The sequence below is a fragment of the Marinobacter sp. CH_CUG1437-1 genome (assembly GCF_037029655.1).
GTDB lineage: Bacteria > Pseudomonadota > Gammaproteobacteria > Pseudomonadales > Oleiphilaceae > Marinobacter > Marinobacter salsuginis.
This window is the reverse complement of the sequence record NZ_JAYMEW010000001.1, coordinates 1,162,708-1,187,431: the sequence shown is the minus strand read 5'-3', so window position 1 is coordinate 1,187,431 and position 24,724 is coordinate 1,162,708. Positions and strand designations below refer to the sequence as shown.

Genomic DNA, 24,724 nt, shown 5'->3' with positions numbered 1-24,724 from the left:
TACAACCGGTCGGAGGTGTCGTAGTCAGTGGACACGGTCTCCGGGTTGCAGTTGATCATGATGGTTTCGTAGCCGTCTTCACGCATGGCCAGGGCCGCGTGAACACAGCAGTAGTCAAACTCGATGCCCTGCCCGATCCGGTTGGGGCCACCACCAATCACTACGATCTTCTCTCGATCGCTGGCGTCGGCCTCGCACTCTTCCTCATAGGTGGAGTACATGTACGCGGTGTCGGAGGCAAACTCGGCGGCGCAGGTATCCACGCGCTTGTACACCGGGCGGATACCCAGGTCATGGCGCAGCTTGCGCAGGCTTACCTCGGAGATGCCCAGCAGTTTGGCCAGACGGGCGTCGGAGAAGCCCTTGCGCTTGAGGCGGAACAGGGTGGCCTGATCGATGTCGGCCTTGCCGGCGCTCTTAAGGGCCTGCTCTTCCTTGATCAGATCCTCGATCTGCACCAGGTACCAGGGGTCCACCTTGGTGTGAGCGAATACGTCCTCGACACTCATGCCGGCCCGGAAGGCGTCACCGATGTACCAGACGCGGTCGGCGCCGGGCACGTTCAGTTCCCGGGTCAGGGTTTCCCGGGCGTTTTCCGAGGTCAGTTCTTCCAGCTTTTCATCAAAGCCTTCGGAGCCTACTTCCAGGCCGCGCAGGGCTTTCTGCAGGGACTCCTGGAAGGTCCGACCGATGGCCATGACTTCACCCACCGATTTCATCTGGGTGGTCAGGCGGGCGTCGGCCTGGGGGAACTTCTCGAAGGTGAACCGCGGGATCTTGGTGACCACGTAGTCGATGGACGGCTCGAACGAGGCAGGGGTGACGCCGCCGGTGATTTCGTTGCGCAGTTCGTCCAGGGTGTAGCCCACGGCCAGTTTGGCGGCGACCTTGGCGATCGGGAAGCCGGTGGCCTTGGAGGCCAGGGCCGAGGAACGGGACACCCGCGGGTTCATCTCGATCACGACCATACGGCCGGTGTCCGGGTTGATGCCGAACTGGACGTTGGAACCGCCGGTTTCCACACCGATCTCACGCAGGACCGCCAGGGAGGCGTTCCGCATGATCTGGTATTCCTTGTCGGTGAGGGTCTGGGCCGGGGCCACGGTGATGGAATCCCCGGTGTGAACGCCCATGGCGTCGAAGTTCTCGATGGCGCAGACGATGATGCAGTTGTCGTTCTTGTCGCGAACAACTTCCATCTCGTACTCTTTCCACCCGATCAGGGATTCGTCGATCAGCAGTTCGTTGGTGGGCGACAGATCCAGGCCGCGGGTACAGATTTCTTCGAATTCGTCGCGGTTGTAGGCGATACCACCGCCGGAGCCGCCCATGGTGAAGGAGGGGCGGATGATGCACGGGAAGCCGATGTCGTCGGCCACTTTCCAGGCCTCTTCCATGGAATGGGCGATGGTGGCGCGGGGGCATTCCAGGCCGATCTTCTTCATGGCCTTGTCGAAGCGGTCCCGGTCTTCGGCTTTGTCGATGGTGTCGGCGTTGGCGCCGATCATTTCCACGCCGTGTTTTTCCAGAATGCCGTGGCGCTCAAGATCCAGGGCGCAGTTCAGTGCGGTCTGGCCGCCCATGGTGGGCAGCAGCGCATCCGGCTGCTCTTTCTCGATGATCTTCTCGACAGTCTTCCAGGTGATCGGCTCGATGTAAGTGGCATCGGCCATGACCGGGTCGGTCATGATGGTGGCCGGGTTGGAGTTCACCAGGATAACCCGGTAGCCCTCTTCGCGCAGCGCCTTACAGGCCTGGGCTCCGGAGTAATCAAACTCGCACGCCTGCCCGATCACGATGGGGCCGGCGCCCAGGATCAGGATGCTTTGGATGTCGGTACGTTTTGGCATGTCTTGGTAAACCTGTCAGCAACTTTTGAATTCTTGCAGCGCTACATATGGCGCCCGTGAGCTTTCCGTGGCGATCGACCTCAGGCCGATCGCGCTTCCATCAGGCGGATAAACTCGTCAAACAGCGGGGCCACATCATGAGGACCGGGGCTGGCTTCCGGGTGCCCCTGGAAGCTGTAAGCTGGCTTGTCGGTCCGGCGGATGCCCTGCAGGGTACCGTCAAACAGGGACTTGTGAGTCGCCTCGACGTTGGCCGGCAGTGTTGCCTCATCCACGGCAAACCCGTGGTTCTGGCTGGTGATCATCACGGTTCCCTTGGCGATATCCTGCACCGGATGGTTGGCGCCGTGGTGGCCATGGCCCATCTTCATGGTTTTCGCACCGCTGGCCAGGGCCAGCAGCTGGTGCCCCAGGCAAATGCCAAACACCGGGATCTCGGTTTCCAGGACTTCCTTGATGGCGGTGATGGCGTAATCGCAGGGCTCGGGGTCACCGGGGCCGTTGGAGAGGAAAATGCCGTCCGGATTCATCGCCAGCACTTCGGAGGCCGGGGTCTGGGCCGGCACCACGGTAATGTCACAGCCGCGGGAGGCGAGCATGCGCAGGATGTTGAGCTTTACACCATAATCCCAGGCAACCACTTTGAACCGGGATTCCTTACGTTCACCGTAGCCCTCGCCCAGGGACCACTCGGTCTCGCTCCAGGACCAGATCTTGTCGGAGGTAACTTCTTTCGCCAGATCCATGCCTTTCAGGCCGGGGAAGGCTTTGGCCAGCTCCAGCGCGCGCTCGGCGGTGGCGTTTTCTCCGGCCACGATGGCACCGTTCTGGGAACCTTTGTCCCGGAGGATGCGAGTAAGGCGACGGGTATCAATGTCAGCGATACCAACAATGTTGTTGCTTCGCAGGTAGTCGTCCAGGCTTCCCTTGCTGCGCCAGTTGCTGGCCAGCAGCGGCAGATCGCGAATAATCAGGCCGGCGGCCTGGATGCGGTCTGACTCGATGTCTTCTTCGTTCACACCGGTGTTACCAATGTGCGGGTAAGTCAGGGTTACGATCTGGCGGGAGTAGGACGGGTCGGTCAGGATTTCCTGGTAGCCGGTCATGGCGGTGTTGAACACCACTTCACCGCTGGTTTCTCCGTCGGCGCCAATGGCGCTGCCGTAGAACAGGCTTCCGTCTGCGAGTGCAAGGATTGCGGGTGTGCTCAAGGCTTGTATCCTCATCGAGTGGCGTATCGGTTCGTCACGAACAGGAACGCAAGCGCAAATTCAGGTTGCAAAAAAGCGAGACGGAGTCTTAACTCGGTCCCGCTTTTTCAGAAACTTTGTGCAAAGGTACGCTTGGTGCAGTCAAACCGCCTTATTGTAAAAAATATGGCGGTTTGTGTCCATGAGAAATGGACTCACTTCAGATCAAGCACGTCCTGCATATCATAAAGCCCCGCCGACTTGTCCTTCAGCCACAATGCCGCCCGCATGGCGCCCTTGGCAAAAGTCATCCGGCTGCTGGCCTTGTGAGTCACTTCGATGCGCTCACCCTCGGTGGCGAACAGAACGGTGTGATCGCCCACCACGTCACCGGCACGAATGGTCTCGAAACCGATTTCCTTGCGGGTGCGCTCACCGGTAAAGCCTTCACGGCCATAGACGGCGCATTCTTTCAGGTCGCGACCCAGTGCGTCGGCGACAACTTCGCCCATGCGCAGGGCCGTTCCGGAGGGCGCGTCTTTCTTGTGACGGTGATGTGCTTCGATGATTTCCACATCGTAGTCGTCACCCAGGGTTGCCGCGGCGGTGCGCAGCAGGTTGAGGACTACGTTGACACCCACACTCATGTTCGGGGCGAACACCACTGGCGTTGCTTCGGCGGCCAGAGCCAGCTGCTGTTTTTCGGCGTCAGACATGCCGGTGGTGCCAATGACGAGCATCTTGCCGTTGGCCTTGCAGAATTCAGCATTCTCCAGGGTCAGATCCGGAAAGGTGAAGTCGATGAGAACATCGAAATCGTCCTTCACATCGGCCAGGCTTCCGGCCATTTTCACGCCGGTTTTGCCAATACCAGTCATCTCGCCCGCATCGGCGCCGATCAGGCTGCTGCCCGGCTCGACGACCGCAGCGCCCAACTCAAGGCCTTCAGTGCCGTCAACGGCTTCGATCAGGACTTTTCCCATGCGCCCGGCGGCGCCGATGATTGCTACCCTCATGCTCGCGTTCCTTTTTGTCGGGCCGATCAGAATTTCATTTCGTCGAAGAAGCTTTTAACGCCTTCAAACCAGGAGCTCTTCTTCGGGCCATGCTCGGTGCCGTTGCTGCCATCCAGGGTTTTCTGGAACTCTTCCAGCAGTTCTTTCTGGCGCTTGGTGAGGTTCACCGGCGTTTCCACGATCACGCGACACAGCAAATCACCGGCCGGACCACCCCGAACCGGGCTGACGCCCTTGTTACGCAGACGGAACAGTTTGCCGGTCTGGGTTTCCGCCGGAATCTTCAGCTTCACCCGGCCATCCAGTGTCGGCACTTCGAGCTCTCCACCCAGGGAAGCATCAACGATGCTGATGGGCACTTCGCAGTAAAGGTTCCGGCCATCGCGCGTAAAGATGGAGTGTTCGCGCACTGCGATCTGTACATACAGGTCGCCCGGCGGCCCACCATCGACGCCCATCTCGCCTTCGCCAGAAAGGCGAATGCGGTCGCCGGTGTCCACGCCGGGGGGCACTTTAACCGACAGTGTTTTCTCTTCCTGAACCCGACCCTGGCCATGACAGGCTTTGCACGGGTTCTTGATGATCTGGCCCGAGCCTCGACAGGTCGGACATGCCTGCTGCACCGTGAAGAAACCCTGTTGCATGCGCACCTGACCCATACCCTTACAGGTACCGCAGGTTTCCGGCTGGGAGCCTTTCTCGGCACCGCTGCCGTCGCACACTTCACATTCACGATGCCCCGGAATCTTGATCTGGACCGTCTTGCCTTTTACAGCTTCCTCCAGATCCAACTCCAGGGTGTAGCGCAGGTCGGCGCCACGGGTGTTGCGGCCACGACCACCGCCACCACCGAAGATATCACCGAACACATCGCCGAAAATATCCGAGAAGCTGGCACCGCCGCTTCCGAATCCGCCACCGCCGGCCTGGCCGTCCACGCCGGCATGGCCGAACTGGTCATAGGCAGCCCGCTTGGACGGCTCTGCCAGTACTTCGTAGGCTTCGCTGGCCTCTTTGAACTTGTTCTCGGCTTCGGTGTCGTCCGGGTTACGGTCGGGGTGGTACTTCATGGCGAGCTTTCGGTAGGCTCGCTTGATTTCCTTCTCGTCCGCGTCCCGGGAAATCCCGAGAATCTCGTAATAATCGCGTTTGGCCATGCTTTTAAAACCCTGTTTTTAAACGCGGAAAACGCGGGGAGCTCCCCGCGTTTTCCAACTGCCTGATGTACGTCAGATTTACCGCTTGTCGTCGTCTTTGACTTCTTCGAACTCAGCGTCGACGGCGTCGTCAGACTGCTGGCCCTGGGCCTGCTCCTGCCCACCGGCCTGCTGCGCCTGATCAGCCTGATCTGCATACATCTTCTGGGCCAGCTCGGAAGAGACTTCAGTCAACTTCTGAGTCTTGGCTTCGATGTCTTCCTTGTCGGAACCTTCCAGAGCTTCTTCCAGCTCTTTGATGGAAGCCTCGATAGACTCTTTCTCGCTGTCGCTGACCTTGTCACCGGCATCTTTCAGGGTCTTGCGAACGGCGTGAACCATTGCATCACCCTGGTTGCGCACCTGAACAAGCTCTTCGAACTTGCGATCTTCCTCGGCGTTGGCTTCGGCATCGCGAACCATCTTCTCGATTTCATCATCGTTCAGGCCGGAAGAGGCCTTGATCACGATGGACTGTTCCTTGCCAGTAGCCTTGTCCTTGGCGGACACGTTCAGAATACCGTTGGCGTCGATGTCGAAGGTAACTTCGATCTGCGGTACGCCACGGGGTGCCGGCGGAATGTCTGCCAGGTCGAAGCGGCCCAGAGACTTGTTCTGGTTCGCCTGCTTGCGCTCACCCTGAACCACGTGAATGGTTACGGCAGTCTGGTTGTCGTCCGCTGTGGAGAAGGTCTGCGACTTCTTGGTCGGAATCGTGGTGTTCTTCTCGATCAGCGGAGTGGCTACGCCACCCATGGTTTCGATGCCCAGGGTCAGCGGGGTTACGTCCAGCAGCAGCACGTCTTTCACGTCGCCAGACAGAACGGCTGCCTGGATCGCAGCACCCATGGCCACGGCTTCGTCCGGGTTAACGTCCTTGCGGGCTTCTTTGCCGAAGAACTCTTTAACCTTCTCCTGAACCAGCGGCATACGGGTCTGACCGCCGACCAGGATAACCTCGTCGATTTCACCGGCCTTCATGCCTGCGTCTTCCAGAGCCACCTTACAGGGCTCGAGGCTGCGCTGAACCAGGTCTTCCACCAGGGATTCCAGCTTGGCACGGGTCAGCTTCACGTTCATGTGCTTGGGACCGGACGCATCGGCCGTGATGTACGGCAGGTTCACGTCGGTCTGCTGGCTGCTGGAAAGCTCGATTTTCGCTTTCTCGCCAGCTTCTTTCAGACGCTGCATCGCCAGGGAGTCGCCACGCAGGTCGATGCCGCTGTCTTTCTTGAACTGGTCTGCCAGGTACTCGATGATTTTCAGGTCGAAGTCTTCACCGCCGAGGAAGGTATCACCGTTGGTGGCCAGAACCTCGAACTGGTGCTCACCGTCCACGTCGGCAATTTCGATGATGGACAGGTCGAAAGTACCACCGCCCAGGTCGTATACAGCCACGGTGCGGTCACCGCTCTTCTTGTCCAGGCCATAGGCCAGGGCAGCCGCGGTCGGCTCGTTGATGATCCGCTTTACTTCCAGACCGGCGATCTTGCCTGCATCCTTGGTGGCCTGACGCTGGCTATCGTTGAAGTAGGCCGGAACGGTGATAACCGCTTCGGTCACTTTCTCACCCAGGTAGTCTTCTGCAGTCTTCTTCATTTTCTTGAGAACTTCTGCAGACACCTGCGGCGGCGCCATCTTTTCGCCTTTCACTTCTACCCAGGCGTCACCGTTGTCCGCCTTGGTAATTTTATAAGGCACCATCTTGATGTCTTTCTGAACAACATCGTCCTCGAAACGACGACCGATCAGACGCTTGATGGCGTACAGGGTATTGTTCGGGTTGGTTACCGCCTGACGCTTGGCTGACTGGCCCACCAGGGTTTCACCATCATCGGTGTAGGCGATGATGGACGGGGTGGTGCGATCACCCTCGGCGTTTTCAATTACCTTCACCTTATCGCCATCCATGATGGCAACACAGGAGTTGGTCGTTCCCAGATCGATACCGATAATTTTGCTCATTGAGTCACTCCAATTCTTCTGAATGCTTTCCCGGAGGGGATTAGCCTCCGCTTTCGCTATTTACTGGCTATATTGGCGCTTTAATCGGCTTTTCAAGCCTGCTCATCAATTTTTGGTGCGTCTTCCGCCTTGGCGACCATCACCATGGCCGGCCGCACAACCCGACCATTCAGCAGATAGCCTTTCTGAACCACGGCAACCACACTGTTTGGCTCTGCATCAGGCGCGGGCACCATGGACATGGCTTCGTGCTGCTGGGGATCGAACGGTTCGCCCACAGGGTTAAGCTGCTCAACGTTGAACTTCTTCAGACTGGACATGAACAGATTCAGTGTCATTTCCACACCTTCACGGATGGACGCAACCAACTCGCCCGATTCCTCGTGCCCTTCAGTGCTCTCGACCGCCTTCTCAAGACTGTCCGCAACCGGCAGCAACTCCTTGACGAACTTTTCAAGGGCAAACTTGTGAGCTTTCTCCACATCAATTTCGGCGCGACGCCGAACGTTCTGCATCTCCGCCTGGGAGCGCAGCATCTGCTCCTGAAACTCCTGAACCTGAGCCTTGAGCGCTTCCACTTCGGAGACTTCGCCGTTTTCTCCAGCCTCGCCTTCGGCTGATTGGGCTTCCTCTTTGGCAGCCTCGAGGGCTTCGTTCAGTTCCTCGTGCTCGTTCCGGTTCTCGTCAGTGCTCATGGCTACTCCTGCTTGTTCGAATGCGGCCCACTATCAGTGGCCGGTTAAACATGGGCTCCGGCCGCAGCGAGCCGGAAAATGTCGTTGCGAACGGATATGGGGCCCGCTCTTCAGGTTTCAACCACCAATGCCTGCATTCCTGAAGAAAATCCCATCCGCCGATTTGCAAACAACAAAAACCCTGTATATATTCACAGCAACTGTATACATCCACAGTGTTTTGCCGGTCTCAGGAAAAACGCGGAGGTTATCTGCATGCTGACTCAACTTACGGTTTCCAATTACGCCATCGCCGAACGGGTGGAACTCCACTTCAACAAGGGCATGACGGCGCTCACCGGCGAGACCGGCGCTGGCAAATCTATCGTACTGGACGCCCTGGGCCTGGCCATGGGCGGGCGCGCAGATGCCGGAGCAGTCCGCCATGGCGCCAAGCGCGCTGATATTACCGCCACCTTCGACGTGTCCGGCATTCCCGAAGCGGGAGACTGGCTCGCCCAGCACGAACTGGATGACGACAACGACTGCATCCTGCGCCGGGTGATCAGCAAGGATGGCCGCTCCCGGGCCTACATCAATGGCCAGCCCTGCCCACTGAACCATTTGAAGGAACTTGGCGGGCTGTTGATGGACATTCACAGCCAGCATCAACATCAGTCGCTGTTACGCAAGGACACCCACCGCAAACTGGTGGACGAGTTTGCCGGCGTTGAAGCCCTGGCCGCCGACACCCGCGAGGCCTGGAAAACCTGGAACCAGATCCGCCAACGGCTGACCGAGCGTCGGCAGAACGCCGACGAAGCGGAGGCCAAGCTGCAACTGCTGCGTTACCAGGTGGAAGAACTGGACCGCCTGGCTCTGGAAGACGGCGAACAGGAACAACTGGAACAAGAGCAGGCGCAACTGAGCCAGGCCGACGCGGTTCTGCACAGCAGCCACCAGGCTGCGCTGCTGTGCACCGAAGATGAGACCAGCGCAGCCGACCTGGTTCGCCAGGCACTGCAACAACTGGAACAGCTTCCCGTGGACGTGCCCGCGCTGGCCGACACCATCCAGATGTTGAACGAAGCCCAGATTCAGATCAGCGAAGCCGGCGACAATCTGCGTCATTTTGTCGAAGATTATGAGGCCGATCCGGCTCGCCTGGCGGAAGTGGAAGAGCGGCTCAGCGCTATTTACCAGATGGCCCGCAAACACCGGATCACACCGGAGGAATTACCGGAATTGCACCAGCAGCTGAGCGCCGAGCTGGCGGAGTTGGACGGCGGCGAAGGCAGCCTGGAACAGCTGGAAGCAGAACTGGAAAGCCAACGAGCACGTTTCGACGATCTGGCCGGCAAGCTGTCAGAAGCCCGCGCCAAAGCAGCAGCCGAACTCGATCAGCGGGTAGCAGCCGAACTTGCCCAGCTGAGCATGCCCAACATGCAGTTCATTACCCACCTGAATCGCAGCAACAGCGAAGAACCGATGCCCCACGGCCTGGAAGAGATTGAATTCCTGGTTAGCGCCAACCCGGGGCAACCGGCGCGGCCACTGGCCAAAGTGGCTTCCGGCGGTGAACTGTCGCGGATCAGCCTTGCCATCCAGGTGGTGGTAGCCCAGACCTCAACCACGCCGACGCTGGTCTTTGATGAGGTGGACGTAGGCATTGGCGGTGGCACAGCCGAAGTGGTTGGCCGACTGCTCCGGACGCTTGGCAGCAATGGCCAGGTATTGTGCGTTACCCACCTGCCGCAGGTAGCAGCCCAGTGCCATCAGCACCTGTTTGTCAGCAAGTTTACCGAGCAGGATGCAACCTTCTCGAAAATCGAGACACTGGACGATCAGGGCAGAATCAGTGAAGTGGCGAGAATGCTGGGAGGCGTTGACATGACCGAACACACGATCGCTCATGCCCGGGAAATGTTTTCGAAGGGGCAGGCAACCCATCACTGAGCCGCGAGCTACTTTCCACTACCCCTCTCGATCCTGAGAGCTGTTGGGGCGGGCAAAACCCGCCCCTTTTTTCGTCAGGCCGACTGGATCAGGCTCAGGACTTGATGGGCTTTACGTACAAAATCAGGCTGTGATCGACGATTTCGTAACCGTGCTCTTCGGCAATCTTCTTCTGGCGCTCTTCAATGATCTCGTCGACGAACTCGACGACTTCACCAGTCTGGGTGCAAACCATATGGTCGTGGTGATCGTCGCCAGCCATCTCGAACACGGCGTGGCCGCCTTCGAAGTTGTGGCGGAGAACCAGACCCGCCGCCTCAAACTGGGTCAGCACCCGGTAGACTGTTGCCAGCCCCACGTCATCGCCTTGATCCAGAAGCTTCTTGTACACATCTTCGGCACTGAGATGATGCTCTTCCGCAGTCTCCAGGATGTTGAAGATCTTTACGCGTGGTAGCGTCACTTTCAGACCGACTTTTCGTAATTCGGCGTTTTCAGATGACATGTTACTATTCACTCTTTGGTGTGCCTCACGGCTTCCGGTATGATGAAGCCGCCATTGAACGGTCAACCCGTGTCACACCTGCCTCTGGCAGGCGATTTCAAGATAGAGGATTTCCCCCGGCGATGCAAAAGCTCACAGCTCTGATTCTCACTCTCGTTCTATCCGGTTGCGTTTTCCCCGGCGTTTACAAGATCAACGTCCAGCAGGGGAACATCGTTACCGATGAGGAGCTGACGCAGCTGACCGAAGGCATGCCCCGCAGCCAGGTGCACGCCGTGATGGGAACGCCCCTTATGCTTAATCCGGTGGATCCGTCCCGCGAGTACTACGTGTATACGTTCCAGAGAGAGGGTGGAGACATCCAGGAACAAAGAATTATCGTGTACTACGAAGACGACCAGTACGCCTACTACGAGGCCCAACTGCTGGAAGAAACACCGGCTTACTGAGCCTGGTCTTTCTTTTTCGCCCGGTTCAATCGCGCCTGTTTGGGATCGATCTTCAGCGGGCGATACAGCTCCACCCGGTCGCCTTCACGCAGTTCGTGGGCCGCCGGGTCTTTGATCACCTTTCCGAACACACCCATATCGATGGTGTCAGGGTCAATTTCCGGAAAAATATCAGTGATTCCGGACAGCTTGGCGGCCTCAAGAGCACTCGTTCCCTCTGGCACATTCACCGGAATAATTTCCTGCCGGTCAGGCCTCGCATAGGCCACTTCCACCTGAATCATGCACCCTCCTTACGGTACAACTCATCGGCACGACGACAGAATGCATCTACCATGGTATTCGCCGCCTGACTGAATACCGGCCCGAAGGTCATCCTTGAAAGCGATCCGGAAAACTCGAACTCCAACGTAAGGATCACCTTGCAGGCATTCTCATCCAGGGATTTGAAGTGCCAACGGCCCGTCAGGTTTCGAAAAGGGCCGTCCACCAGATTCATCTCGATTGCCTCTGGCATCAGCAGCTGATTTCGGGTCGTCAACTTGTGGCGAACTCCACCCTTGGCGATCTCCAGGGACGCAGTTATCTGCTCTGGCTCCTGCTCGTGAATCTCCGCTCCCGCACACCAGGGCAGAAACTCCGGGTAACGGGCAATATCGTTGACCAGGTGAAACATGCGCTCGGCAGAGTGCATAACCAAAGCTGTTTTATCGATCTGATGGGGCATTGGAACCGGTTGTCCTGCTTGCAAACACGCTGTGAAAAGGTTGCAGACTTCTAGAAAGGAAGACAGCCTCAATCACACGCTATGATAAAGGATATCGTCCTGTTTTGGGGCTTTTTCGCCTGGCTTACCACCGCCTTCGTCCTTTTCGGACGACTTCTGGTCGGCCGCAGGCGTCGCACTGTCTCCTTCCGCCTGCTCATCGGATTCTGCTGATTTGCCAGCAGGCGAACGATCGGTCGATGGCGCCTCCTCAACCTCTGAGAGCAAGCTTGCGGGCCGTTCGCACCAGGCCGCCGCATTGCCATTGCTGCAAAGATTGGCCAGTGAAAAGGCCGTGTACTGCACCCCTATCCAGGCGACGACCAGAGGCAGTACAAGGCGCATCACCCAGAACCAGATGCCGGTAAACAGCTTCGGTGCAGCGCCCAGCATGGTACCGGAAAGATGCCTGGTCAGGCACCAGCCTGTAAACAGCGCTACCAGGATGGCCACAAGGGGAATCAGCAAACCACCGGTGACCAGTTCAAGCCAGCGGAACAGGGTAGCGCCGCCAATGCGCTGTTCGGCCCAGACATTGAATGAGAGCAGAGAGGCAAGCCCCGCCAGCCACACTGCCAGGCCAATGAGCAACACCGACAGTTTTCTCGGCGCGCCGGTCCACTCCCGGAACCAGCCAACAATCGGCTCAAGCAGATTCAGGGATGTGGTCCAGACAATCAGCACTACCAGCAAAAATACGGCCGCAATCACGAACTGGCTTGCCGGCAAATGGGCCAGAGTGACCGGCATGGAGACGAACAACAGGCTGAAGCCTCGCTCACCGTCAAAGCTGTTGCCGTCGGTCGCAATCGCGAAGATCATCAGGCCTGCCAGGATGGCCACCAGGGTATCCATCAGCACCACCGCCAGAATCGAGCGCTTCAGACGGGTGTGGGAGGTGGTGTAGGAACCCAGTATAGCCCAGACGCCCATGCCGAGACCGAGAGTGAAGAAGGCATGAAACAGCGCCGCCTTGAGGCTCTCCCAGGACAGATCCTCAGGATGCATTGCCAGGATGTGATCGATGGCGCCGTCGACCCGCCCGTGCCAGGCTGCCAGGGCAAAGAGCACAAGCATCAGCACCAGGGCGCCCGGCACCACCACTCGCAGGGCCCGCTCCAACCCTTTCACCACCCCCTGGGCCGAGACCCACAACACCAGCAACAGAAAAAAGACATGCCAACCCATGAAAACCCGGTATGCCTTGGGGTCGGACACCAGGCCGGCCAGAATGCCGGTTGCCTCCGGCTCGCCGGCACCGGAAAATCGGCCGAGCGCCCCGAAAAACACGTAAGCCAAGGCAATGGCGCCGAACACAGCGGTGAACGAAAGCACCAGGAACGCCGCCAGTATGCTGAGCCGGCCCACCGCCATCCAGGCACGGGACTGCTTGGCACTGCGGATCAGCCCGTCCATAGCGAGGACAATGCCGTGACGGGCATAGCGGCCAATGGCCGCTTCGGTCACCATCAGCGGCAGGGTAACCAGCAGCAGACAGGCAAGGTAAAGCAGGATGAAGAGGCCGCCACCATGCAGGCTGGCCAGGTAGGGGAACTGCCACAGATTGGCAAGCCCCACGGTAGCGCCCACCGCGGCCCAGAAGAAGGTTGATTTTCGGGTAAAGGACCCGATATGTGTCTGATACGGCGTAGGCATTCGCTTCCCTGAGGCCACTGAACAGGTCGGGGAGAAGGTCTGGGCCAGTATTGTAGCTGAAGGATCCCATCGCACACGAGCCAGAAACCGCCACAACGCTGAATTCGTGACCGGTCTGGCAGTGTTGGGCTACAATGCGCCTTTTTCCGGCTGCAGCAAAGCCGGCCCGTTCATTCGTCCGACCCCGGATTCATTGATTCATGAGCAAGAAAAAACCCGGAACGCCGAGCAACACGATTGCGCTGAACAAGAAGGCGAAGCACGAGTATCACATCGAGGAACGCTTTGAAGCGGGCCTCGCCCTCTTGGGCTGGGAAGTGAAATCCCTCCGCGCGGGCAAGGCCCAGCTGGTGGACGCCTATGTGCTGCTCAAGGACGGCGAAGCCTGGCTGCTCGGCTCCCACATTACCCCGCTGATCGCGGCATCCACCCACGTAATCGCAGACCCGACGCGTACCCGCAAACTCCTGCTGCACGCCAAGGAAATTGCCAAGATCGTCGGCAAGGTGAACCAGGCCGGTTATACCTGCATTCCGCTGGCGTTGTACTGGAAAAACAACAAGGTGAAGTGCGAAATTGCCCTGGTTAAAGGCAAGAAGCTGTTCGATAAGCGCGCCACCGAGAAAGAGCGCGACTGGAACCGCCAGAAGCAGCGTATCCTGCGCGAAGCCAACGTTTGATTCCATTCCCCACGAATTAGCAAATACCTGACGCCGGTCATGGCCGGCGTCGGCGGGTATGTCGCATACTCACTCTCTTTGTTCAGAGTTCCTACAGGCCTATACTCGGGAACTCTGGTGCAGGGCAAAGGGAGCCGCTTATGTCACCCAAACAGATACCAATGTCTGCCGTGGACCGCGCGTGGCTGCGCATGGACTCGCCCCAGAACCCCATGATGATCTGTGGGGTGTGGACTCTGGAGCGCCCGCTTTCAATGAGCCGCTTCCGGCATACGCTGGAGGAGCGATTTCTCTGCTTCGACCGGTTCAGGCAGCGGGTGATAGATACGGGCGACCGGGCCTACTGGCAGGACGACCCGCTATTCGATCTGGACAACCACCTGCACCGCATCGCCCTGCCGGGCAAGGCCGACAAATCCGAACTCCAGAAGCTGGTCAGTGATATGAACAGCACCTCGCTGGATTTCCGGCAACCGCTCTGGCAAATGCACTACATCGACAATTACGGCAACGGTGGCGCCCTTCTGATCCGTATCCACCATTGCATTGCCGATGGCATTTCGCTGGTGCGGGTAATGCTGTCACTCACCGACAAAACGCCGGAACCCAGGCTGGGGAAAGTGGCTCGCAAGCGTCGCTCGAAACACCGCCAGAGATCGACCTTCCAGAGCTTTCTGCACCGTGCCGTAGACAGCGCGGAAGCCGCCACCAATCAGGCAAAACTGTTCATCCAGTCTGTTCGGGAAGAGCCCAACTACCCGCTGAAACTGGCGACGACCGCCAGTGGCGTGGCTCTGGACCTTCTCAAACTCGGCCTGGCTCCGGTAGAGCCCAAAACCGGTTTGAAGGAACCCCTATCCGGACGCAAGCAGGTCGCCTGGGCGGATCCTCTCGATCTTGGGGAAGTGAAGGCCTGTGCCAAGGCCCTGGGCGGCACCATCAACGATGCCCTGCTCTGCACCGTCACCTTGGCTCTGCAACGACATTTCAAGGCCCACAAGGAAACCATCCCCGAATGCGGAATCCGCGTGGCCGTGCCCTTCAACTTGAGGCCGCTGGATCAACCGATAGAAACCCTCGGCAACAGGTTTGGCCTGGTACTGGTCACGCTGCCGGTGGAGATACGGGATCCGCTCATGTGCTTCCGCCAGGTGCAGGAGAACATGAACCGGCTCAAGCGCTCCTATCAGGCCCAGGTCACCTACAGCCTGCTTGATATTTTCGGGCGAGGCCCCGATGTTATTGAGCGGCGGGCACTGGATCTGCTGAGTAACAAGGCGTCCGCCGTGCTGACCAACGTGCCCGGCCCCAAAGAGCCTCTGTACCTGGCAGGCAGCAAGGTGACCCAGCCCATGTTCTGGGTGCCCCAGAGCGGCAGTATCGGTATCGGCATGAGTATTCTCAGTTATGCAGGCACCGTGCAATTCGGCATTACCGTGGACAAAGCCATTCATGCCGACCCCGATGCCGTGATGAGCTACTTCCGGGAAAGCTTCGAGGCACTGAGCCACGCTGCTCTGGCCGGCCGGCAGGATGCCATTGAACGCAAGGCAAGCTAGGACTGTAGGTACATCTACAGCCCTGAGAGCACAAAACTGCAACAAACAAACCTTGAAGTCCGGCAAACCGGACACATATACTGAACATAAGGGGACGACATGGCTTCGACGCCGGTGGCGAACCCTTGAGTGCATGTCGAGATGGCAGCCAATCTCGTTAATCCAAAGCTGCAACGCAATAGTCGCAAACGACGAAAACTACGCACTAGCAGCGTAAGCTGCTAGTCGTCCTGACCGGGTCGCCCGTAGCCCGGAAGCAACATCTCAGGACGTCATCGCTTACGGGATGCTCCGTTACCCAGAGTTCACTGGTTAACGGCTAAGATTTAAAGAACTCGGTTCTTGCACCCTGGCTCTCGGGTCGCTTGAACTTAAATCAATAGAGAGACGCTAAACATGTAGACCTCAAGGCTGAGTACTGGCGGACGCGGGTTCAATTCCCGCCGTCTCCACCAAACAACCAAGAGAAAGCCCCTGATTTCAGGGGCTTTTTTTCGTTATGCGTTCTGAAAAACCTGGCCGAACATCAACGAATCGCCAACGGGCATGCGCCCGAACCCATCTGCACCTCAGCCAGCCAAAAATCGCCGTTACCGCAAACATACCGATTCACAATGGCCGCAAAGGTCCCGTCGTCCAGCATTGCCTGCAGCACACGATCAAAATCCGCCACAAACTCGGAACTGACCGATGCTTTGGAGGAAGCGAAGAACGCCGGTTTATTGGACACGACCATCGAGCTGGGAGTAATCATGCCCGAGAGTCCCAACGCCTGAATTTCGTACAGGCCCGTGAGTCTGCTGGCGACCACACCGTCTACCCGGTTGCGGGCCAGCATTTTCCAGAGCGACTCCCGGCGGGAAACATACTGTATGTTTTTTTCGTAGTCCGGATTCTGGACAAGGGCACTGTATTCGTCGCTGTAGGACACGTTGATCTGGGCGCCGAGCCGGAAGTCCGATTTCAGCAATTCTCTCAGGCCGACCGGGTCGAATCTGGCCTCGTCAGAGCGCCGGATAAACAGGATATTGGGGGATACCAGGCCCACCACGTTGGAGTAATAGGCATATTGCTCTCTTTCGGGCGTCCGATAGGCACCGGAGAGCATATCCACACGCCCGTCACGCAGCTCCAGAAGCGCCCTCGCCCATGGCAGTTTCTTCAGAGTAAGACCGCACCCAAGCCGCTCCATGGCTTCACGAACCAGATCGGCGTCAATGCCAACCACCTCGCCCTCCTGGACCATGAAGTAGGGAGGATCATCATCCCAGCGCAAGGAAATGTCGCAGTCGGCATAGCTGGAGGCTGAAAAAAAGAGAACAGAAACCGGGACCAAAGCAAACTGACGCATGAACGGTCCGAACGAGGGCGAGGGCAAAAACCGTGAGAACGGAACTCCGTTACTCTTGCCTTGATACATCTTTGGTGCCGCCAACAAAGAGAGTTAGCTTCACTATAGACCACTGAGGCCCTCTCTCAAAACCGTCGACAAGACCGGTCCAGCACTTACGCTTCCGTCATACTGTGGTCATGCAATCACCATCAAATCAGGGTAGTGTCTGGAGCACACGGTAACGGAGCCCTGACCAACCCCATGAACCAGCCAGACGACCCAGCCAGCCTCACAGAGCTTCTGGAACGCCTCCGCTCGAATACCGCCGGACAGGTTCAGGTGTCTGTGGGCGATGTACTGGAAGCCGTCGGTGAGCGCTCATTCGGCCCGCTGGTTCTGATTGCCGGCGTGATCACCCTGGCGCCGCTGATCGGTGACATCCCCGGGGTACCCACCCTGCTGGGGCTGATGGTGCTGCTCACACTGGGACAACTGGTGTTCCAGCGACATTCGATCTGGATTCCGTCGAAGCTGGCCCGCCGGAACATTGAAAGAGAAAAGCTTGCCAGGGGCCTGGACTGGATGGTCAAGCCAGCCCGCTTTATGGATCGCTGGACGAAACAGCGGCTGCTCTGGCTGGTTCGCGGGCCGGGGCAATATCTTATCGCCATCATTTGCATGGCCGTTGCCGCTGCCATGCCACTGATGGAGGTAATCCCATTCAGCGCCAACGGTGCCGGCATTGCCCTGATGGCCTTTGGCCTGGCTATTGTGGCGCGGGATGGCCTGCTCGCCCTGGTGGCGATCATGGCGACCGGTGGCACTGCCTGGTTCGTTTGGAACAATCTTCCCTGGTGACACTCCTGCAATGAAAGGGTCTGTCACCATTTGAAACAATCCTTCTGAATCCCGATTTACGGTAAAGCTGCTACTATTGCTACATACCCTTGGCTTGCGGGCTTCAAAGGTGCCCGTTATTCAGCTTGCTGAACCCATTTCTTGAAAAGCTCCTGCCTCAGGGGCTTTTGCAGTTGAAAGGATCCGGTTTTATGTCCAGCAAAGCGAAGCAGACCCAGAAACTTCTGCTGTTCCGGCTTTCCGGCGAACGTCTGTTCGGGATCGGTACCCTGAAGATCCGGGAAATCCTGCCTTTCATGCGGCTGACAAAACTGCCCCACAGCCATCATGCGGTCATCGGTACGGCCACCTTCCGGGGTTCCGCCGTTCCGGTGATTGATATGGCCGCGGCCGTGGGCTACCCACCGCTGAGCAGGGAAGAACAGGAAAAGGCCTCGATTATTATCACGGACATCCAGCGCCAGGAAATTGGTTTTCTGGTGCGCAGCGTTCAGCAGATTATCGAAACCGACTGGAAGCAAGTGATGCCGCCGCCCAAGGCCCTAGGCAACAAGGCCTTTATCACCGGCCTGCTGGACGTGGATGGCGATATCATCCAGCTGCTGGACGTGGAATTGCTGCTGGCCAAGGTGTACCCGGAATCCCTGGACACCCAGGAGGTGGTTCTCACAGATGTGCAGAGCGAGACCCTCAAGGCCCTGAACATACTCATGGTGGACGATTCCCAGGTGGCCCGGAAGCAGCTCTCGGACGTGCTGGACAGCAAGGACATCCCCTATCAGGTAACGTCCAATGGCGATGACGCCCTGCAGATCCTGCTGCGCGATCACGAACTGGGCCGGCCCACGGATATTCTGGTCAGCGATATCGAGATGCCGGGGCTGGACGGGTACGAGCTGGCGTTCAATGTGCGGGACAATTCAGCACTGAAGCAGCCCTACATCATTCTGCATACATCATTGAACAGCGAAATGAGCCTGAGCTACGCCAATCAGGTTGGTGCCAACGAAGCCCTGACGAAGTTCGATGCCGAGGAACTGCTTCAGGCCATGCTCAGAGGTGCTGAACAGGCCCGCTAGGGCCTGAGCTGCTGGATGAATTCCTCAGCATCGGCGCGCATCTCAGCCAACTTTCTCTGCCACTCATCCTGATAACGTTCCTGGGTATCCTCACTCAGGCGGGTGAAGCGTTCGCCGGTTTCCGCCACCGTGCGGCTGGCGTTGGCGAGGGATTCCATGGTCGGTTCGCCCAATTCATCGGCCCGGCGATCCAGGTCCTGGGCAGCCTGTTCCAGGATCACCCGGTCATCCTCCGGTGTCGGCTCGCTGTCTTTCAGGGCTTCCTCCACCGACCGCTCAAGTTCCCGCATGGCTTCCTGCAGTTTCTGACCGAATTCATCCATGGCGCTTTCTGCCTGCTGGCCCATTTCATCAGAATAGGCTTCCAGGTCGCGAGCCAACTGCTCCATTTGCTGCTCAAACTCATCAGACGATGAGGAGAAACGGGCACTGAGCTCCTCGCCAAGCCGACTTAGCTCACCCATGATGCTGTTGAACGGTGAGGGATTGAGGATGGCCTCGCCGGTGCGGTCGTAATCCACCAGCCATTGCTCCTGGAGGCGCACGAGGTAAGTCACCAACTCCAGCCGCTCACCCCCAGTACCCGCCTCGGCGGGCAGGCGGGTTACGATGGTGGCTTCCCGATCTTCGATGATGACCCGCCCGAACGAAGGTACGGCATCGGTCCAGCTCCGCTTATAACCGTCGAACGCGGCGGTGTCCGACAGAGTGGAGTATTCCATAACGTCGCCAGCATCATTCTCGGCCATGGCCTGCCAGAACGCCGCCGCCACTTCCTGGGGCGTCTCGGGTCTACTGCAACCTGCGAGAATAGTGAGTGCAAAAACGGCGATCAGGCCACGGGTAAGGAGAAGGATCATTGCTGTGCTACCTCGGGTTCAATATCCGCAGAGCATGATACACCCCTTACAACCTGCAGGTCAGTTCCGCCAGTTCCTCGTCAAACACCCGCCGGTTTTCACTGTAATCCACCGGCACCTCCACCAGATGGACACCGCCTTCTGCCAGGGCCTTTTCCAGGGTTGGCTGCAAATCCTGCGTGCGGGTTATGCGATGGCCTTTGGCACCATAGGACTCGGCATAGGTGACGAAATCCGGGTTGCGGTAGTCCAGCCCGAAATCGGTATACCCCTCCTGCCCCTGCTTCCACTTGATCATGCCGTAGGCGCTGTCGTTGATAATCAACACCACCAGGTTGAGGTTCAGACGTACCGCCGTTTCCAGCTCCTGGCTGTTCATCATGAACCCGCCGTCGCCACACACCGCCATCACTTTCAGGTTCGGATACAGCATGGAGGCCATCATGCCGCTTGGCAGGCCAGCCCCCATGGAAGCCAGAGCGTTGTCGAGCAGCACGGTGTTGTTGTCGTAGGCCGGGTAATTGCGGGCAAACCAGAGTTTGTACATGCCGTTGTCCAGCGTGATGATCCCGTCCTCGGGCATCACCTGCCGGACATCGTGGACAATGCGCTGGGGAATCACCGGGAAGCGGTCGTCCTCGGCCCGTTCCTGCAGGTGGGCGTCCACCGCGTCTTTCACTTCCATCAGGCGAGTGAAGTCGTGGTTGGCGCATTGGCCACAGTTTTCGGCCATGTATTCCACGCTGTTGGCGATATCTCCCACCACTTCGTGCTGGGGAAAATAAACCGGGTCGACATCGGCAGCACTGAAGTTCACATGGATGACCTTCTTGCCGCCGGGCGTCATGAAAAAGGGCGGTTTCTCCACGACATCGTGGCCGACGTTGATCACCAGATCTGCCCGGTCGATCGCACAGTGCACAAAATCGCCGGCCGAGAGGGCCGCGTTCCCCAAGTAACGGGGGTGCCGTTCATCCACCACGCCCTTGCCCATCTGGGTGGTGAAGAACGGGATGCCGGTGACGTTCACCAGATGCAGCAGCGCCTGGGAGACCCGTTTCCGGTTGGCGCCGGCGCCGATCATGATCAGCGGGTGCCGTGCCTCGCGCAGCATTTCGCAGGCCATCTCCAGACTTTTCGGGCTGGCTGAGGGGCGGCGGGCATCACTGGGCTTGAAGATATGGGTGTCGGATTCAGGCACTTCGTCAGCGATGTCCTCCGGCAACTCCAGATGCACCGCACCCGGACGCTCCTCGGAGGCCAGGCGGAACGCTTCCCGCACCTTGGCGGGAATGGTGTTGGCATTGGTGATCTGCCGGGTGTACTTGGTGAGCGGACGCATCAGGTCCACCACATCCAGAATCTGGAACAGCCCCTGCTTGGAGGATTTGATGGGCTTCTGGCCCGAGATCATCATCATGGGCATTCCACCAAGCTGGGCATAGGCAGCTGCGGTTACAAAGTTGGTGGCACCCGGCCCTAACGTAGACAGGCACACACCCACGCGCCCCGTCAGGCGCCCATAGGTAGCGGCCATGAAACCGGCGGCCTGTTCATGTCGGTTGAGTACCAGCTTGATGCTGGAGGTTCTCAGGGCCTCAAGGAAGGCGAGATTTTCCTCGCCGGGCACCGCGAAAATGTATTCAACGCCTTCGTTTTCCAGCGCCCGGATAAACAACTCGGCCCCGTTACGGGCCGGCGAGTGTTCGTTGGCCATGGCCTTCCTCTTGATCTGTGGATTCCGGGTGATCGGCAGGTACCGGGATCAATCGGTTCTGGGCGGCTCCGCCTGAAGCGCTTCTGCCGGTACGCGATCCTGACCCCAGCTGCGATATACACCCTCTGTTACGCGCCGGAGGGCGTCTTCGTTCACTTCCGCAGGCTCGCCCCGCTCCAGGGGATCATAATGGAAGATGTACAGCCGCGATGTGAACTGCTCGAAAGGCAGCGACGACTCGCCGAAACGCTCGCCGTAACCGGAGGTGCTTACCTTGACGCCGTCGCCCCAGTTCTGGCCGCTGTCGTTGTTGGGGTTGAAGAAGTAAATCCGCATCTCTCCATCCGGGTCGAGCGCGGCCCGGAGAATGGTGATGGCGTGCCAGCCGATAAACCGGGCGGCACTGTCGGTAACGGCGATACCCGCCGGCTGCGGATGAATCAATGGCTGATTGCCATTGTAGTAGGGGTGATAGCTGGCGTAGAAGTGGCGGATAAAGCCTTCCAGATCGTGCAGTTTGCCAGTCGCCACATCGACGTTGATGGCAAAGCCGCGGCCAGCCGACCAGCCGTGGAATTCCGGGTTTACCCATTTATGGGGATCACCCTCGCGCTCGACACACAATCGGCCCATTTCCACATAAATGCGGTCCAGGTGTGGCACCACCACCAGCGAAACCGGATCCAGATCGAGTGTTACCTCGGAAGCCACGCCACCGACACTCCGGGCCGATGACACTGGCTGGCCCTCGAAGTGCATGACGATCTCGTTATCACGGGCGGCCCAGGCCACCATCTGCAACAGATAGTCCGGATCGTTGTAGGCCCACATAGACAAGGCGCGGGCCGACTGGCAAGTGGGGTTATTGCCCTGCCCTACACCCAGGGGCTGCCCGAGCATGTTCAGCACGCCCTGGATCAGCCAGGCACCGGGTTGTGGCTGGTAGCCATAGGCCAGCTCAAGGCGTTCCCGGGCGTGGGGGCAGAGGGACAGACGGGCCTGGCGCCAGAGCGCCGGCGCGACCGGAGGTTGATAGAGAATGCCCCGCTCCAGCAGCAGCGCCAAGCCATAGATGCCCTGGGCCGTTTCCGGATAAATACCTTCCTCGATCAAGGTGTGCACCAGCTCCCGGTAACACAACAGGCAGTCCCGGCCGGTACTGGACAGACCAAGCGCTTCACTTAGGAGGGTGTCCTGGTCGGCCAGAATGAACCGTATGAACGCGGCGTGGTAGGGCGACACCAGCCCGGTGTCGTGCATGGAACGCGCGAATCCGGTGGCCTCGTTCTGCAGGGCCTGGGCATCCATGGTTTCCAGTCTTTGCTGGTACACCACGGTTCCCGGGTCTTCACTGCAGGCGCGGGTGGGCCCGTAGAGGCTTGAGATCAGTCGGTCGGCACCTCGACCTGCGCTACCCAGGTCGGCGTGCGGGTCGGCCCGGCACAGAGCAATCTGCGTGATCATCCTGCGCACGTCCGACACCTGGATTGGTCGCTGTTCGAGGATCCGCCAGATTTCCTCGATCAGACTGTCAATCACATGTTCGTAGCCGATGTGGTGGGCCACATACTGAACAACAGCCTGGCTGATCAGTGCCAGCTTGCCCTGCTCCCGCTCGGCCTCACCGGTCATACCGAACAACAGACCCAGGTTGATGGCCAGCACCTGGGTCAGGTAGTGATGGGCCTGTTCGGATGAAACGGAGGGATGGAGGTAACTGCCCCGGGCCACGGCCAGCAGCCTCAGCTCGCTGAAGGCCTCGATGACCACGGTATCGGCATTCTGGCTTTGTAGCGAGTGGGTTGTCAGCGTGGGGAGCAGTATCCCGGGTTCGGCCCAGTCCGTACCGGCAAACACGCCGGCCAGTTCGAGGCGTTCGGCGCGCTCCTCGATAACCTGGCAGCCACCAGGCTGCAGCAGGACCCGTCGGGCGGTATCCAATACGCGCGGTAGCTTGCCGGCCCTGGCAAAGGACCGGCTTTCTTCCATGGCCTGGATTGCATCATCCAGACGTTGAACCAGCTTCTCGAAATTGACAGCTGGCGCTGCGCTGCCCGGTTGGTGATCGCTCAAACGATAGTCCTCAGGGCCTGGCACCAAACCCGTTTGTTATTAATGCTTCTCCTGATTATACATAGAAATCGAGGTCTTCCTGATGTTTCAGGAGGTCCCGCATGACGTAAGGATCTTCACCGAAGAAATACACCAGCCCCCAGTGGGTACCGAACGCAGTACGCTTGGTAACGGTTTCTTCCAGCGGCGGCGTCAGCTCGTGAGACTCGAAATATTCGTGATTTTCGGTCTCTTCCGGGATCTCCAGCCTGCTGACCACCCGGCGGCGCGGATACACCCCGAAGCAGCCGGCATAACCCTTGGCATCCACCACTTCCTTCGGGAAAAAGGCTTTGATTTCTTCTTCGGTGGTTTTCGGATCGAAGGCCAGGATCAGGCCCTGATAGGCGTTGAAGCCATAGGCCTTCTCCAGCAACTCGAACACCTTGAAGCCCGGCGGACGATAGGCCACCTCGCCAAAGTACATGGTCCGGTCGCTGGTTACGAAATACTCGGGATGGATAAATCCGAACTCGATATCAAAGGTCTTGATCAGCTTCTCGATTTCGCCCCGGATCTGGTCCCGGTATTTCTCGAGGTCGGGTGTTGCCGGCACGAACACGGAGTAGCCCAGGGTTACATACTCGGAGATATTCAGGAAGGCGATCTTGCCGTTGTGGATCCAGGCCTCGACCGCAAATTCCCAGCCATCCAGGTGCGACTCCATCAGAACCGGAAATTCTTCTTCCGGGATGGTGTCCACTTCGTCAGGCGTGCGGATCACCCGGTGGCCAAGACAGCCGGCCTTGTCGAACGCCTTGAGGTGGATCGGGTCGTTGGGGTCGCCATCCAGTTTCAGCAGAGTCTGATTTACCCGCTTGAGGAACCGGATAACGTCACCCTTGTCGTGGGCCTCTTCGAAGATACCCACCCGGATGCCACCGAGCTGGGCCCGGCGCTTCATCAGCGCCTTGTCACGCAACAACATGGCCTGACCGAACAGGCGCGGCTTGTCCATCAACACCGAGTTGATGGCACCGGCCCACTCCACGGTTTCCTCAAACAACGGGATGGCAACGTCAACGCCCATCTCCTTGAGGGTCTGTGCAATCTCCACAGAGCGGTCGTTCAGACGCTCAAAATTCCAGGGCACGTAGGGGATGTCGTGCTCTTCGCAGTAGGCTTCCGCCCAATCCGGTGCCACGACAACATACCGACGGTCAAATTTGTCGGCCGCTTCTACCGCATTCAGGCTCCAGCCCAACAGCGCAATGTACCCTTTCTCAGGATTGTACTTTTGCTCACTCACAGGCTCTCTCCTTTCCTAAGGGTTGCCTTATAACCCTACGCGGTAGCTGTGAAA

At 58.6% G+C, this 24,724-nt stretch carries 21 protein-coding genes and 1 other RNA gene; 7 read left to right on the top strand and 15 right to left on the bottom strand.

The window, feature by feature from the left end; genetic code table 11:
* The 6 genes from carB to grpE form a co-directional block, all read right to left on the bottom strand.
* Positions 1 to 1,850, bottom strand: a 1,850-nt coding sequence (gene carB, locus WA411_RS05380; RefSeq protein ID WP_336119304.1) for a carbamoyl-phosphate synthase large subunit, incomplete at its 3' end; no start/stop codon positions are given.
* An 80-nt stretch (positions 1,851 to 1,930) separates the two neighbouring features.
* Positions 1,931 to 3,061 (bottom strand): glutamine-hydrolyzing carbamoyl-phosphate synthase small subunit, encoded by a 1,131-nt coding sequence (gene carA / locus WA411_RS05375; RefSeq protein ID WP_194839040.1) that lies wholly within the window; start codon positions 3,059 to 3,061, stop codon positions 1,931 to 1,933.
* 194 nt (positions 3,062 to 3,255) lie between these two features.
* A complete protein-coding gene (gene dapB, locus WA411_RS05370; RefSeq protein WP_069181920.1) occupies positions 3,256 to 4,056 on the bottom strand; it encodes a 4-hydroxy-tetrahydrodipicolinate reductase in 801 nt (266 codons plus the stop codon).
* Positions 4,057 to 4,082: 26 nt separating this feature from the next.
* Complete coding sequence (gene dnaJ / locus WA411_RS05365) at positions 4,083 to 5,213, bottom strand: molecular chaperone DnaJ (protein ID WP_291908284.1); 1,131 nt, start codon at positions 5,211 to 5,213, stop codon at positions 4,083 to 4,085.
* Between the two features lie 78 nt (positions 5,214 to 5,291).
* A complete protein-coding gene (gene dnaK, locus WA411_RS05360; RefSeq protein ID WP_069181922.1) occupies positions 5,292 to 7,217 on the bottom strand; it encodes a molecular chaperone DnaK in 1,926 nt (641 codons plus the stop codon).
* Positions 7,218 to 7,309: 92 nt separating this feature from the next.
* Positions 7,310 to 7,912 (bottom strand): nucleotide exchange factor GrpE, encoded by a 603-nt coding sequence (gene grpE / locus WA411_RS05355; protein ID WP_069181923.1) that lies wholly within the window; start codon positions 7,910 to 7,912, stop codon positions 7,310 to 7,312.
* Between the two features lie 255 nt (positions 7,913 to 8,167).
* On the opposite strand from grpE, the gene recN reads away from it, so the two are divergent.
* Entirely contained in the window at positions 8,168 to 9,847 is a 1,680-nt protein-coding gene (recN, locus tag WA411_RS05350; protein ID WP_291908282.1) for a DNA repair protein RecN, read from the top strand.
* Positions 9,848 to 9,941: 94 nt separating this feature from the next.
* On the opposite strand, the gene fur is transcribed toward recN, so the two are convergent.
* Positions 9,942 to 10,352, bottom strand: a complete 411-nt coding sequence (gene fur, locus WA411_RS05345; protein WP_069181924.1) for a ferric iron uptake transcriptional regulator — start codon at positions 10,350 to 10,352, stop codon at positions 9,942 to 9,944.
* Positions 10,353 to 10,474: 122 nt separating this feature from the next.
* On the opposite strand from fur, the gene WA411_RS05340 reads away from it, so the two are divergent.
* Positions 10,475 to 10,801 carry an outer membrane protein assembly factor BamE gene (locus WA411_RS05340; RefSeq protein ID WP_069181925.1) on the top strand — a complete coding sequence of 109 codons (327 nt, stop codon included), beginning with the start codon at positions 10,475 to 10,477 and terminating at the stop codon, positions 10,799 to 10,801.
* On the opposite strand, the gene WA411_RS05335 is transcribed toward WA411_RS05340, so the two are convergent.
* The 3 genes from WA411_RS05335 to WA411_RS05325 form a co-directional block, all read right to left on the bottom strand.
* Positions 10,795 to 11,085, bottom strand: coding sequence for an RnfH family protein (locus WA411_RS05335; RefSeq protein ID WP_291908280.1), 291 nt, complete (start codon positions 11,083 to 11,085; stop codon positions 10,795 to 10,797). The genes WA411_RS05340 and WA411_RS05335 overlap by 7 nt on opposite strands.
* Entirely contained in the window at positions 11,082 to 11,528 is a 447-nt protein-coding gene (locus tag WA411_RS05330; protein WP_209400075.1) for a type II toxin-antitoxin system RatA family toxin, read from the bottom strand. The genes WA411_RS05335 and WA411_RS05330 overlap by 4 nt, the downstream gene beginning before the upstream one ends.
* 72 nt (positions 11,529 to 11,600) lie before the next feature.
* Positions 11,601 to 13,223 carry a sodium-dependent transporter gene (locus WA411_RS05325; protein ID WP_291908277.1) on the bottom strand — a complete coding sequence of 541 codons (1,623 nt, stop codon included), beginning with the start codon at positions 13,221 to 13,223 and terminating at the stop codon, positions 11,601 to 11,603.
* Between the two features lie 200 nt (positions 13,224 to 13,423).
* Between WA411_RS05325 and smpB the strand changes: the two genes are divergently transcribed.
* From smpB to ssrA, 3 genes are all read left to right on the top strand, one after another.
* Complete coding sequence (gene smpB, locus WA411_RS05320; RefSeq protein ID WP_064229984.1) at positions 13,424 to 13,903, top strand: SsrA-binding protein SmpB; 480 nt, start codon at positions 13,424 to 13,426, stop codon at positions 13,901 to 13,903.
* A gap of 140 nt (positions 13,904 to 14,043) precedes the next feature.
* Entirely contained in the window at positions 14,044 to 15,462 is a 1,419-nt protein-coding gene (locus WA411_RS05315; RefSeq protein ID WP_291908276.1) for a wax ester/triacylglycerol synthase family O-acyltransferase, read from the top strand.
* Positions 15,463 to 15,552: 90 nt separating this feature from the next.
* Positions 15,553 to 15,917: a transfer-messenger RNA gene (ssrA, locus tag WA411_RS05310) on the top strand.
* A gap of 71 nt (positions 15,918 to 15,988) precedes the next feature.
* On the opposite strand, the gene WA411_RS05305 is transcribed toward ssrA, so the two are convergent.
* Positions 15,989 to 16,813, bottom strand: coding sequence for a substrate-binding periplasmic protein (locus WA411_RS05305; RefSeq protein WP_291908275.1), 825 nt, complete (start codon positions 16,811 to 16,813; stop codon positions 15,989 to 15,991).
* A gap of 243 nt (positions 16,814 to 17,056) precedes the next feature.
* Here WA411_RS05305 and WA411_RS05300 point away from each other — a divergent pair, with 243 nt between their 5' ends.
* Positions 17,057 to 17,653 carry an exopolysaccharide biosynthesis protein gene (locus tag WA411_RS05300; RefSeq protein WP_291908274.1) on the top strand — a complete coding sequence of 199 codons (597 nt, stop codon included), beginning with the start codon at positions 17,057 to 17,059 and terminating at the stop codon, positions 17,651 to 17,653.
* 191 nt (positions 17,654 to 17,844) lie between these two features.
* Entirely contained in the window at positions 17,845 to 18,732 is an 888-nt protein-coding gene (locus tag WA411_RS05295) for a chemotaxis protein (RefSeq protein WP_136629248.1), read from the top strand.
* On the opposite strand, the gene WA411_RS05290 is transcribed toward WA411_RS05295, so the two are convergent.
* The 4 genes from WA411_RS05290 to WA411_RS05275 are packed head-to-tail and all read right to left on the bottom strand — an operon-like array spanning position 18,729 to position 24,670.
* A complete protein-coding gene (locus tag WA411_RS05290; RefSeq protein ID WP_291908273.1) occupies positions 18,729 to 19,592 on the bottom strand; it encodes a hypothetical protein in 864 nt (287 codons plus the stop codon). The two genes, WA411_RS05295 and WA411_RS05290, sit on opposite strands and share 4 nt — an antisense overlap.
* A gap of 46 nt (positions 19,593 to 19,638) precedes the next feature.
* Positions 19,639 to 21,309, bottom strand: a complete 1,671-nt coding sequence (locus WA411_RS05285) for an acetolactate synthase large subunit (RefSeq protein WP_291908272.1) — start codon at positions 21,307 to 21,309, stop codon at positions 19,639 to 19,641.
* Between the two features lie 48 nt (positions 21,310 to 21,357).
* Complete coding sequence (locus WA411_RS05280; protein ID WP_291908271.1) at positions 21,358 to 23,382, bottom strand: hypothetical protein; 2,025 nt, start codon at positions 23,380 to 23,382, stop codon at positions 21,358 to 21,360.
* 55 nt (positions 23,383 to 23,437) lie between these two features.
* Complete coding sequence (locus WA411_RS05275) at positions 23,438 to 24,670, bottom strand: ATP-grasp domain-containing protein (protein WP_136629244.1); 1,233 nt, start codon at positions 24,668 to 24,670, stop codon at positions 23,438 to 23,440.
* Positions 24,671 to 24,724 lie beyond the last annotated feature (54 nt).

Bases quoted from the DNA above. Each gene is read 5' to 3' on its own strand.
- WA411_RS05300 (WP_291908274.1), top strand. From the start codon at position 17,057: ATGAACCAGCCAGACGACCCAGCCAGCCTCACAGAGCTTCTGGAACGC.
- WA411_RS05295 (WP_136629248.1), top strand. From the start codon at position 17,845: ATGTCCAGCAAAGCGAAGCAGACCCAGAAACTTCTGCTGTTCCGGCTT.
- dnaK (WP_069181922.1), bottom strand. From the start codon at position 7,217: ATGAGCAAAATTATCGGTATCGATCTGGGAACGACCAACTCCTGTGTT.
- WA411_RS05290 (WP_291908273.1), bottom strand. From the start codon at position 19,592: ATGATCCTTCTCCTTACCCGTGGCCTGATCGCCGTTTTTGCACTCACT.
- WA411_RS05285 (WP_291908272.1), bottom strand. From the start codon at position 21,309: ATGGCCAACGAACACTCGCCGGCCCGTAACGGGGCCGAGTTGTTTATC.
- WA411_RS05325 (WP_291908277.1), bottom strand. From the start codon at position 13,223: ATGCCTACGCCGTATCAGACACATATCGGGTCCTTTACCCGAAAATCA.
- dapB (WP_069181920.1), bottom strand. From the start codon at position 4,056: ATGAGGGTAGCAATCATCGGCGCCGCCGGGCGCATGGGAAAAGTCCTG.
- fur (WP_069181924.1), bottom strand. From the start codon at position 10,352: ATGTCATCTGAAAACGCCGAATTACGAAAAGTCGGTCTGAAAGTGACG.
- smpB (WP_064229984.1), top strand. From the start codon at position 13,424: ATGAGCAAGAAAAAACCCGGAACGCCGAGCAACACGATTGCGCTGAAC.
- recN (WP_291908282.1), top strand. From the start codon at position 8,168: ATGCTGACTCAACTTACGGTTTCCAATTACGCCATCGCCGAACGGGTG.
- WA411_RS05330 (WP_209400075.1), bottom strand. From the start codon at position 11,528: ATGCCCCATCAGATCGATAAAACAGCTTTGGTTATGCACTCTGCCGAG.
- grpE (WP_069181923.1), bottom strand. From the start codon at position 7,912: ATGAGCACTGACGAGAACCGGAACGAGCACGAGGAACTGAACGAAGCC.
- WA411_RS05340 (WP_069181925.1), top strand. From the start codon at position 10,475: ATGCAAAAGCTCACAGCTCTGATTCTCACTCTCGTTCTATCCGGTTGC.
- WA411_RS05315 (WP_291908276.1), top strand. From the start codon at position 14,044: ATGTCACCCAAACAGATACCAATGTCTGCCGTGGACCGCGCGTGGCTG.
- dnaJ (WP_291908284.1), bottom strand. From the start codon at position 5,213: ATGGCCAAACGCGATTATTACGAGATTCTCGGGATTTCCCGGGACGCG.
- WA411_RS05305 (WP_291908275.1), bottom strand. From the start codon at position 16,813: ATGCGTCAGTTTGCTTTGGTCCCGGTTTCTGTTCTCTTTTTTTCAGCC.
- WA411_RS05335 (WP_291908280.1), bottom strand. From the start codon at position 11,085: ATGATTCAGGTGGAAGTGGCCTATGCGAGGCCTGACCGGCAGGAAATT.